We start from the raw sequence: 11485 nt of genomic DNA, 5'->3' as shown, positions 1-11485 counted from the left end.
TTAGTCTTTTATGATATTTATCCACTGTCCTTTATTTCTCACGATATAATTATCATCATACATTGCCTCACATTGGATTCCTGGTAAATAATAGTTCCCTAAGAATGAAGCGTTTAATAAAATAGTAAACGTTCTGGCTTCATTTATTCCAAGACTAAAGTAAAAATTAGTTCTATCATCGCGAATATCAATATAATCTGCTTTATTGTCAGTTTGACTACCAAAATCGGTATAACGAGAATTCATAATTTCAAACCCAGAAGGAACTATTTGAGTTAAAGCAATATTATCCATTCTTTCAGAACCATTATTTCTTATCGTAATTTGTGCCATAATCTCAGATCCTTGTTCAATAGCATTAAAATTAATAGTTCCTCCTGTCTTGTATTTGTAAGACACAACCACTGTTAAATTCTTTTGAATTTCTTTTTCTTCTCCAATAGGTAGCACTCCACTATTTAAAACTCTAACATACACAGTTCCTTTGTTATTATTTTTTATTGTTACCGCATATTTTCCTTTATTGACTTCTAATTTCTTATCTATAACCGATTTTTGAGTAGCTAAATTTTCGGATTTTCCACCAAAATTTATACCAACATTCACTCCTTTTTCACCATTCTTAATAGCAAATTTTGACATAGCATAAAGCGAATAAGCAGTTGTTTGTGTACTCATGTATTGTTCAGAAGAAAGATTTTTAGCTAAGATATTAGCAATTTCAAAAGCCTTTGTTTTGTTATCCATTAAAAGATAGGTTTCTAACAACATGGCTCTGCTTCTGTCTTCAGAACCATAATAGTAATAATAATTTTTAGAATTATAATCCAATGTGCCTACTGAAGTAATTAATTTTTGTGCAGCGGTATTTTGTCCTACAATGGCGTAACAAGCTGCTAAACGTAATTTAGATTCATTTGAAATTCCAACAGTTTCTCTTAATCTGTTCATAGAGCCTAAATCGGCAGCACCTGCTAAAGCCAATGTATATAAACGATAGGCCTGAGCAAAATCATTGTAATAGCTTACATTATATCTCCATTGTTTAGCTTGTCTTTGTTGATAAGCCACCCATTTTTGTTTAAATCCAGAAGGTAGTACATATCCTTTTTTCTCTGCTTCAATCATAAAATGACCAGCATATGAAGTTCCCCAATCATCTGGTGAGCCATCGCCTTGCCAATAGGAAAGACCACCATTTGAAACTTGAAACCTACCTAATCTTTGAATGCCTTGATTAATGTTATATTGTATTTTTTGTTTTCGTTCATCGTCTATAGCAACAACATCAGCTAAATACAATTGTGGAAAGACACTAGATGTAGTTTGTTCTACACAACCATGAGGATATTGGATTAAATATTTTAATCGTCTATTAAAATCGATAGTTGGGAAAGAAGAAATTTCAATTCTAGCATTATTTGTCCCAGTAACGCCAAAGGTTTCCCAACTAACAGATTTTGTTGTGTTTGGTTCTAAAATTAAATCCTTGAAATCTGTTGTTTCTGGGTTAGGATTAGTTATATCTAATTCTACTGGAAAAGATGCTTTTTCTGAGCCCGAAGTAGCCACTACTTCAATTTTACTTATTCCCGTGATATCTCCAACTTCTAAGTTAAAATATACCATTTTTTCATCAGGTGAACTAAAGTTTATTTGTTGTTTTGCTGACTCTAAAATTCGAATTCCGTTATTCGTTTTCACTTGAACCGTCACGTTTTTCACATTCTTTTCCATCGCAAAAACGGTCACTGGTAAAGTGATTTTCTCGTTAGGAGATATTTTTCTTGGTACAGAAGCTAAAACCATTAAAGGACTTCTAACTGGTGTTGTTTTTTCAGTACTACCATAAGCATTTGCAGTAATATCTCCAGCAACGACCATAGTACGAACGGATCCTACATAATTTGGCATTTCAATTGTGTGAGACTTAGTTTGTCCTTTTTCTAATTTGAAAGGTCCTAAATAGATTACAACAGGTTTAAAACGGTTGGCTTTTTTCGCTTTTCCTCCTCCCAAATCTTCGTCACCACCAATACTAAAAATTTGATTTATTTTTCCGCCATAAGCGCCTATTACATCATCATATATGTCCCAAGTTTTAACTCCTAATGCTTGCTTAGAATAAAATTTATCCCAAGCATTTGGTGTTTTAAATCGGGTTAGATCCAATAAGCCTTCATCTACAATGGCGACAGTATAAGTCATAGGTTTGCCATTTTTCTCACTAATTTTCAAGGTTGCTTTTTGTTCAGGGCGTAAAACTTCTGGCATCACTACTTGTGGTTCTAAAATTGTATTTTTATCAACCACTTCAATAGGTATGATCCCATACATTCTGATAGGTGTATCATTAATAGTTGAAGCATGAGGCTTTAATAAAGTAATATTTACATATACATTTGGAGCCATTTCAGGTGTAACAGGTATTTCAACTTTTGTTTCTCCTTTTGTGGTATTTGTCCAAAGTGTTTGTACTACTTTTGAACCATTTTCTAAAGAAATTAAAGCTCTTCCTCCTTCACTAGACGGGAATGAAACAATTGCTTTTTCGCCAACTGCATATTTTTCTTTGTCAGATGTAAATACTAACATATTGGCCATATCACCTTGACCAGATTTTGTTTTTCCAGACCAATAAGGCCAATCTATCAATTCAGTAGTGCTTGTTGCGTGACCATCATTTGGATCTACCACTCTAATTAAATATCTTCCCCAATCTTCTTCAGGAACTAGAAATTGAAAACTTCCTTTTCCACTACTATTTGTAGAAACCGTAAAGTTTTTGTAAGCAGTTGTAACATTGTCAGAATTATATCGTGACAAGTTATCTCCATCGTTATTCCACCACCATCTCCATTCCACTTTATACACTCTAATCTCTAAATTTTTTACAGCTTTAGGTTTTCCATTTTCTGAAAGAGTAACTATTTCAAAACGATTTATTTTATCTGTTTCCAGCATTCCATATTTATTTGCTTCAGGGCTTTTTAATCCAACATAAGTTTGATAGGGTGAAAAACTAGCTGTTACTACATCCGTACTAAAATCGCCTCCGTTTTCATAAGCTTTAGTTTGCATTACTATTTTTAGTTTTCCTGGAGCTTGACTGGTAATTTCTGGTTTTAAAACTACTTCTGTCTTACCATTTTCATCAACTTTGCCAGAAAAAACATTTACTTCTTCTGTGTAAAAATCTCTTACTTCATCATCAAAATCAAAATTACTATATCCTTTAAAGCTAGTTTGCTCTTTCATAAACTTAGCTTGCATTTCTACTTTTAAATTTTTAGCAACTGCACCATGAAGCCAATTAACTTGCAAGTTCCCTTTATTTGGACTACTTCCCGATATTTGAGCATCTGCAAAACTATTTTTGATTTTTAGTCTATTTGGTTTAATAGTTTCAATCTTAATGGATTTAAAAAATTGCGCTCCTCCAACACTTATTTTTGCTTCCCAATTTCCAGTAATATCCGTTTCTTTTGTTACAACTTTAAATTTATAATGATTGTTTTCATTATATTTTTGAACTGCTTGATACATTAGTTTTCCTCTTGGATCAGACAGTTTAAACTTTATTGGATGTGTATTCTGTAATTTATTTTCATTATCATTCAACATAAAGGCAATATGCAAGGTGTCTCCTGGTCGCCAAACACCTCTTTCTCCATATATATAGCCTTTTAATCCTTTTTGTAATGCTTCACCACTTACTTCAAAGTTACTTACCGATAGAGATTGGCCTTCATCTAGTTTTATATAAGTCGTGTTATTATCTTTAGTAATGATAGCAAAATAAGCATATCTTTTAATTTCAGTGGTTGCAATTCCATCTCCATTAGTAGAAATTGAAGCTAGTTTTTGTTGTTGATAATCATATAAATCAATATTTGCGCCTGAAATAGGATTAGTGGAAATAATATCATTAACAGCAAATACATAAGAACCATTTTCTCCTCTTTTTGCAATTACACCAAGGTCAGTTGCAATAACATTAGTAGCAATATTGTTTCTATAATAATAGGAATTATCACAAGGATTTTCTCTTTCATACCAATCATAATCGTCATAATAATAATCATCGTAATAATAATTATTAGCACTTCTTACTTCCCCCTCATCTTCTTGTTCATCATCTTCAATTGCTTCTTCGTCGTCGGAAGAGGTACATTTATATAAGGAATATTTTTTATTAAATCCTATTTCTACACGATAAATAGCGCCTGGTTCAGGAGAAATAATTTTAGCTAAATCTAAAGCATAGGCACCCCATTTACTATAATTAGTTAGATTGTTAGTTTTTAAAAGTATTTTTTGTTTTGCTATTGGCGCTGCAACTTTTTGGAGATTTCTATTTCCATTAATCTCATTATCTTGAAGGAATTGAAGGATATTGTTTTTAAAAATTTTATATACTTTAACATCAACAGCACTTAGGTTAACCGCCTCAAAATTGATCTTTAAATTATTAGAACTAGGTAAAATAGTTCCGCTTTTTATAAAACGTACAGCAGGTTTGATTTGTTCAAAAGAGACCTTTTGTGAGAAATTTTGTTTCATTTTGTAGCCATCCTCACTTTGAATTCCCTGAAACACTTCTATTAATAATTCACCTTTTAGAGGTTCATTAAAAAACACTTTTAAAAGATTGCCCGCAGTAGAAAATTTTAAATCTGATGTAGATTCAACTTCTACTAATCCATCAAAATCTTGTCCTTTTTTTAGAGGATCAGAAAAATTAATCCATAACACTTGATTGTCATCCTCTTGGACTTCTACATTAATTATTTTAAAGTTATTCTTTCCAGGAATATCATATTCTAAACTTCCTTTCTGTTCGATCCCTTCTTCTTTGCCATCCCAATTTATAATAATCTTGCTGTCTTCTACGAAACGTTGAATGCTGTCTATTACAAATTTAAATTCTTTACTATTACTCAATTCTTTATCAAATTTTACTGGAATATCTTTTCCATTTTGAGTAACTTTAATCAGTTTTTTTGCTTTTTCTAAATCTAAAACGTCACTAGTTGCTAAAACAGCATTTAGATACATATAATCTTTACTGTAAGACTGTAGGTCTAGTGTAGATACAATAAAATCTTGTTTGATTGTTTTTATTGTGAAATTAAATTCTTCCAATTCATCTTTTACATCTTTTACCTCAGATAAATGAAAAGTGATTTGATATTCCTTGTCAGAATCTAATGCTTCATTAGGTACAAAAGCAAGTGTATTAGTAGAAAGAGCAATTACTTTTCCGTCTACTTTAGGATTTATGGTAAAAAGATCGTTGTCCAACTGTTTATTCGGAGTCCAATTTGCATTGTCAAAAGCCAAAACTATTCTAATATCGCTTTTGGCAGATACTAGTCCAGAACTAAAATTCAAGATGTATTCTTTAAAGAGAGAAGGATCAGAATTAAAATTTTTGCTGTCTTTAGAACATGAAAAAAGCAGAATTAAAACTAAAAAAAGTTTCAAAATACGATAAATCTTCATAGAAATAAGTGTTTTGGAAAAGTAAAAGAATTTTTGTTTTAAAGATAAAAAAAATCCGACAAAAAACTATCTTTTTAAACGAAAAAAAGCACGCATAAGTAAGGAGCATTCTTTTTCCAATACACCTGATATTATTTTGGTTTTTGGATGTAATTGCGTTCTCATTTTTACAAAACCTCTATTTTCATCAGAAGCACCATACACTATTTTAGAAATTTGACTCCAGTATAATGCTCCAGCACACATTTGACAAGGCTCTAAGGTTACATATAACGTACAATCTTTTAAATATTTTGCTCCTAAATAATTAGCCGCACTTGTAATAGCTTGCATTTCGGCATGAGCTGTAACATCATGAAGTAATTCTGTTAAATTATGTGTTCTTGCAATGATTTTATTATCGACTACAATTACGGCACCTACAGGTATTTCGCCCTTTTCAAAAGCAATTTCTGCTTCTAATAGCGCTTTTTTCATAAAATATTCGTCGGTAAAAATATTTTCCATTTGTCAAAATTACAATTTCTTTGGAACAATTCTTGATGTCATTTTCAAAAAGCTTTTAGTATGCAAAAATTAAACATTTCTATTCCAAAACCTTGTCATGAAAATTGGGAAAAAATGCTTCCAGATGAAAAAGGTAAATTTTGTCAATCCTGTTCAAAAATTGTATTTGATTTTACTAAAAGTAATACTGAAGAAATTACTACTGTATTTGAAAATAATAGAACAGAAAAGATCTGCGGTCGTTTTAGAACAGATCAATTAGAAAATCTAAAAATTGAAATTCCAGAAACAGTTTTATATAACCAAACATCTTTTCGAAAGATTTTTTTATTAGCTTTATTTGTAGTCATGGGAACTACTTTATTTAGTTGTAAAAATTACAATAACAATTATCAAACTTTAGGAGAAGTAGTTGTTGTAGAAGATACTATGTATTCAAAAGATGATACTACACAAAAAAACGGTAAACAAAACAACGATACTATCAAACAAAAGAAATGCAGTTTTTCTAATAAGGATAATCTTTTAAATGAACCAGATGCAATTGAACCGCCAACAGTGACTGGTGATATTATTATGGGAAAACCTGCTTTACCTGAGTATGAAACGCTACTTGAACAAAGCAGATCTTATTATGACTTACATGAAGTGACTAAAAAGCCCATTTTCCAAGATAATAACACCGATTTTTCACACTTTATTCAAAATAATGTTACATTGCCTGATAGTTTAAACAATAGCGAAGTTGTTTTAAGTTCCTTCATAGTTGATTCCTTAGGTTTTATAAAAGACATTACTATTCATAGAGGAAAAAACAACGATTTAAATAATGAAATTGTCAGCGTTTTAAAACGTTCTCCAAAATGGAATCCTGGAGAAATTAACAATAAAAAAGTTAATGTTAAAATGTATTATCCCTTTAGAATAAAACTACAATAAGTTAAAACAAAAGCTTAAATTTGCATTTTGTTGTTAATGGAAAATAATCTTCTTAGCGCTATAAATAACCCATCCGATTTAAGAAAGCTTTCTGAAAATCAATTACCGCAGCTCGCCAAAGAGTTGCGCGAATTTATTATTGATATTATTTCTCGGAAAGAAGGTCATTTAGGTGCTAGTTTGGGCGTTATTGAATTAACCATTGCTTTGCATTATGTTTTCAATACACCTGAAGATTTATTAGTTTGGGACGTTGGTCACCAAGCCTACGGTCATAAAATCTTAACCGAAAGAAGGACACTTTTTCATACGAATAGAGATTTAAATGGAATTTCTGGTTTTCCAAAAAGAAGTGAAAGTATTTATGATACTTTTGGTGTGGGACATTCCTCTACATCTATTTCTGCTGCTTTAGGAATGGCTATGGCTTCCTTATTAAAAAACGAAACCGAGAAACAACATATCGCCGTGATAGGTGATGCATCCATTGCTAGCGGAATGGCTTTTGAGGGCTTAAATCATGCTGGTGTAACTGATGCGAATTTATTAGTTATTTTAAATGACAATGCTATAGGGATTGATCCAAGTGTGGGTGCTTTAAAAAACTATTTAACATCGGTAAAAGAAGGAAGAAATCCAAAACAAAACAACATTATAAAGTCATTGAATTTTGACTATTCTGGTCCTATAGACGGACATGATTTACCCAAATTGCTTTCAGAATTAAGGCGACTACAAAAAGTAAAAGGCCCTAAATTTTTACACATTATTACTACGAAAGGAAAAGGATTACAGTTAGCAGAAGAAGACCAAGTAAAATATCACGCTCCTGGTAAGTTTGAAGCTAAAACAGGTAAAATTCATCCTAAAAATGAAGAAGGATTACCTCCCAAATTTCAAGATGTATTCGGACATACTTTGGTAACATTAGCTAAAGAAAATTCAAGGATAATTGGTATAACACCTGCTATGCCTTCAGGCTCTTCTATGAAATATATGATGGAAGCCATTCCTGAAAGAGCGTTTGATGTGGGTATCGCAGAGCAACATGCCGTTACCTTATCTGCTGGAATGGCTACGCAAGGTATGATTGTGTTTTGCAATATCTATTCAACTTTTTTACAGCGTGCTTATGATCAAGTAATTCATGATGTTGCTCTACAAAACCTTCCAGTTATTTTTTGCTTAGATCGGGCGGGTTTGGTAGGTGAAGATGGCGCAACGCATCATGGTGTATTTGATATTGCATATTTGAGTTGCGTTCCCAATTTAATCATTGCTGCACCTTTAAATGAAATAGAATTGCGCAATTTGATGTACACTGCACAATTAGGATTAGAGCATCCCATCAGTATTCGTTACCCCAGAGGACGTGGAGAAATTATCGATTGGCAACAACCTTTTGAAAAAATTGAAATTGGTAAAGCCAAAGTATTAAAAGAGGGCTCAAAAATTGCCTTTCTCTCTATTGGAACTATTGGAACTAATGTGACAAAAGCTATTTCATTATGCAAACAACCAGAAACTGTGGGGCATTTTCATTTTCCATTTATAAAACCATTAGATTATGCTACTTTAAATGCCATTTGTAAAGAATATGAAAAAATAATAACAATAGAAGACGGAACTATCATTGGTGGTTTCGGTTCTCTTGTAAATCAACATATTTTAGAAAAGAAACATGCTATAACAGTTGTAAATCTTGGCATTCCTGATGCTTTTATAGAACAGGGGAGTATTCCAGAATTACAACATATTAGTAAATTAGACGTTACTTATATTATTAACCAAATCAATTTATTACTTTAATTATGAAAAAAGCCTTCCTACTAGGGTTTTTATTTTTTATTATTCAAACCAATTTTGCTCAAATTATTAGAACAGAAATACCAGATACGATTTCGTATTGGAACAAAACCAATAAAGTGGGTTTAGATATTTCCCAAATTACGTTTGTAAACTGGAATGCGGGTGGAAATAATTCCATTTCAGGTTTATTGAAGGGAAACTTTGTACGAGAGTATTCTAAAAAGACATTAAACTGGAAAAACGAATTAATTTTCCGATATGGGATAAACAAACAAGAAGGTCAAGAAGTGCGAAAAACAGATGATCAATTGCAAATTAATTCCACAATTGGTTTTAGAAAAGACACAATTTCTAATTGGTTTTATGGTGGTAAATTTAATTTTAATACCCAATTTGCAAATGGTTATGCTTATCCAAATACCGAATTAGCGATATCAAAACCTTTTGCTCCTGCCTATATTTTCCTTGGGATAGGTGCCGAGTATTCTAGAAAAGACCTGAATTTAAATTTATACCTTTCGCCATTAACACAAAAAACAACTTTAGTTTTAGACGAACGGTTAGCAAATCAAGGTGCTTTTGGTGTGGATAAAGCAATTATTGACGAAGTTACAGGAGAAATACTTGAAAATGGAAAAAGATCACGTACTGAAATAGGTATCTTAATTACCAATCAATGGGAAAAAGAAATTTATAAAAATATCAATTTAGAACACCGCATTAGTTTATATACGGATTACCTTAACAATTTTGGAAATATTGATGTGGATTGGCAACTACAACTTAATATGACCATTAATGAATATGTAAGAGCCAATATTGGTACCCATATTATTTATGACGACGACATCAAAGCAAAAGAAGAAATCGATGGCGAACAAGTTATTGTAGGTCCAAAAATGCAATTAAAACAAATTTTAGGTGTTGGATTAGTTTATAGCTTTTAAAACTAATTTATCAACATTAACTTTTGATTCCTTTATAGTATAAAAATTATAAGGTAAATTTACTGTATGTATGCTTTAATTGATTGTAACAATTTTTATGCTTCTTGCGAACGTGTTTTTCAACCACAGTTTAACGGAAAACCTATTGCCATCTTATCTAATAATGACGGTTGTATCATTTCGCGTAGTGATGAAGCTAAAAAATTAGGTATTCCTATGGGTGTTCCTGAATTTAAAGTAAGAGCATTATTAAAAGAACATCAAGTACAAGTATTTTCTTCCAATTATTCTTTATATGGTGATTTAAGCCATCGCGTAATGAAAATATTAGAAGAATTTACTCCTTGTGTAGAAGTGTACAGTATTGATGAAGCTTTTATGAATTTTGATGGCATGCAGATTGCTAACTACCAAGAGTATGGTTTCCAAATTAGGAATAGAATTAAGAAATGGACCAGTATTCCTACAAGTATTGGTTTTGCACCCAGTAAAGCACTTTCGAAAGTAGCTAATAAAATTGCTAGAAAATTTCCAGAACATACTAATGGAGTATATGTAATTGATACCGATGAAAAAAGAATCAAAGCTTTAAAGTGGACAAAAATTGAAGATATTTGGGGCATTGGTTTTCGTTTAAGTAAAAAAATGAAAGCCAAAAATATTTTGACAGCGTATGATTTTATTCAACCCTACCATGAAGCTTTCATTAAAAAAGAAATGGGTGTTACTGGACTTCGTTTAAAATATGAATTAGAAGGAAAATCGGTTATTGACATTGAAGAACCAAAAAATAAAAAAAGCATCGCGATTACTCGAAGTTTTGAAAAAAACATTACCGATTACAACGAACTAAAAGAGCGAGTTTCTACATTTTCTATGGTTTGTGCAGAAAAATTACGCAAACAAAAATCGTGTTGTTATAATGTTATAATTTACCTCCGAAAAGATAAATATATTGAAGAAAATGCACGTTATAATTTTTCTCGTATGTATACTTTACCTTTTGCGACCAATTCGGGTATAACCATTAGTACTACAGCTATAAAAATGCTTAACGAAATATTTGAAGAAAATACTATTTATAAAAAAGCAGGCGTTATTGTAACCCAAATTATTCCTGAAGAAACAAAGCAATTTCATTTGTTTGAAGAAGAAAATCCAAAACATCAAGCCATAATGAAAGTAATGGATGATTTTCTAGTGAAAACAGGTGAAAGAAAAATAAAATTGGGGAATCAAGATTTAGAAAAAACTTGGAAGATGAAACAAAATCATTTGTCAAGAAAATACACTACCGATATTAAAGAAATACTTACAGTAAAATGTTAGAACATAATAAAAAACTTCATTTTTTTATTCCAAAAACCGATTCAAACATCGAGTTACCCTATATTGCTGCAGGTATAAAAGCAGGCTTTCCTTCTCCTGCTGCCGATTTTGAAGGCACCCGAATTAGCTTAGATGCTTTTTTAATAAAAAATAAAGAAGCTACATTCTATGCTAAAGCCAGTGGCAATTCTATGATAGGTGCTGGTATTGATGATGGAGACATTTTAGTAATAGACCGAAGTTTAGAGCCTAGCAATAATAAAATTGCTATTTGTTTTATCGATGGGGAATTTACCGTAAAAAGAATAAAAATAATCGATCAAAAATTATTTCTCTACCCTGAAAATGATTCTTACAAACCGATTGAGGTCATTGAAGAAAACGAATTTATGATTTGGGGTATTGTTACCTATGTTATTAAAAAAATGAACTATTAATTTGGTAATAAA

Annotated in this window: 7 protein-coding genes; 5 read left to right on the top strand and 2 right to left on the bottom strand. The window is 31.3% G+C overall.

All coding sequences use genetic code 11. The annotated features are described in order from the left end of the window. Both HALO113_RS07160 and HALO113_RS07155 read right to left on the bottom strand, forming a co-directional pair. On the bottom strand, positions 1–5505 hold the full coding sequence (locus HALO113_RS07160; protein ID WP_159778369.1) for an alpha-2-macroglobulin: 5505 nt from the start codon (positions 5503–5505) through the stop codon (positions 1–3). A gap of 66 nt (positions 5506–5571) precedes the next feature. Beyond that, positions 5572–6012 carry a nucleoside deaminase gene (locus tag HALO113_RS07155; RefSeq protein ID WP_159778368.1) on the bottom strand — a complete coding sequence of 147 codons (441 nt, stop codon included), beginning with the start codon at positions 6010–6012 and terminating at the stop codon, positions 5572–5574. Between the two features lie 60 nt (positions 6013–6072). Between HALO113_RS07155 and HALO113_RS07150 the strand changes: the two genes are divergently transcribed. The 5 genes from HALO113_RS07150 to HALO113_RS07130 all read left to right on the top strand — a co-directional run bounded on the left by HALO113_RS07150 (position 6073) and on the right by HALO113_RS07130 (position 11473). Further along, entirely contained in the window at positions 6073–6951 is an 879-nt protein-coding gene (locus HALO113_RS07150; protein ID WP_159778367.1) for a hypothetical protein, read from the top strand. 36 nt (positions 6952–6987) lie between these two features. Beyond that, entirely contained in the window at positions 6988–8760 is a 1773-nt protein-coding gene (locus HALO113_RS07145) for a 1-deoxy-D-xylulose-5-phosphate synthase (protein ID WP_159778366.1), read from the top strand. Positions 8761–8762: 2 nt separating this feature from the next. Continuing rightward, the gene (locus HALO113_RS07140; RefSeq protein WP_159778365.1) at positions 8763–9707 is read left to right on the top strand and encodes a DUF3078 domain-containing protein; all 945 of its coding nucleotides are present in this window, start codon (positions 8763–8765) and stop codon (positions 9705–9707) included. 66 nt (positions 9708–9773) lie between these two features. Next, positions 9774–11036 carry a Y-family DNA polymerase gene (locus HALO113_RS07135; RefSeq protein WP_159778364.1) on the top strand — a complete coding sequence of 421 codons (1263 nt, stop codon included), beginning with the start codon at positions 9774–9776 and terminating at the stop codon, positions 11034–11036. Then, the gene (locus HALO113_RS07130; protein ID WP_159778363.1) at positions 11030–11473 is read left to right on the top strand and encodes a LexA family transcriptional regulator; all 444 of its coding nucleotides are present in this window, start codon (positions 11030–11032) and stop codon (positions 11471–11473) included. Before HALO113_RS07135 ends, HALO113_RS07130 begins: the two co-directional genes overlap by 7 nt. Positions 11474–11485 lie beyond the last annotated feature (12 nt).

This window comes from Flavobacterium sp. 9AF (assembly GCF_902506265.1).
Lineage (GTDB): Bacteria > Bacteroidota > Bacteroidia > Flavobacteriales > Flavobacteriaceae > Flavobacterium.
Note: the sequence above shows the minus strand (reverse complement) of the source record. Positions and strands in the feature narration are given on the sequence as shown.

Excerpts from the sequence above, each read along its gene's own strand:
- HALO113_RS07135 (WP_159778364.1), top strand. The coding sequence starts at position 9,774 with ATGTATGCTTTAATTGATTGTAACAATTTTTATGCTTCTTGCGAACGT.
- HALO113_RS07140 (WP_159778365.1), top strand. The coding sequence starts at position 8,763 with ATGAAAAAAGCCTTCCTACTAGGGTTTTTATTTTTTATTATTCAAACC.
- HALO113_RS07145 (WP_159778366.1), top strand. The coding sequence starts at position 6,988 with ATGGAAAATAATCTTCTTAGCGCTATAAATAACCCATCCGATTTAAGA.
- HALO113_RS07155 (WP_159778368.1), bottom strand. The coding sequence starts at position 6,012 with ATGGAAAATATTTTTACCGACGAATATTTTATGAAAAAAGCGCTATTA.
- HALO113_RS07160 (WP_159778369.1), bottom strand. The coding sequence starts at position 5,505 with ATGAAGATTTATCGTATTTTGAAACTTTTTTTAGTTTTAATTCTGCTT.
- HALO113_RS07130 (WP_159778363.1), top strand. The coding sequence starts at position 11,030 with ATGTTAGAACATAATAAAAAACTTCATTTTTTTATTCCAAAAACCGAT.
- HALO113_RS07150 (WP_159778367.1), top strand. The coding sequence starts at position 6,073 with ATGCAAAAATTAAACATTTCTATTCCAAAACCTTGTCATGAAAATTGG.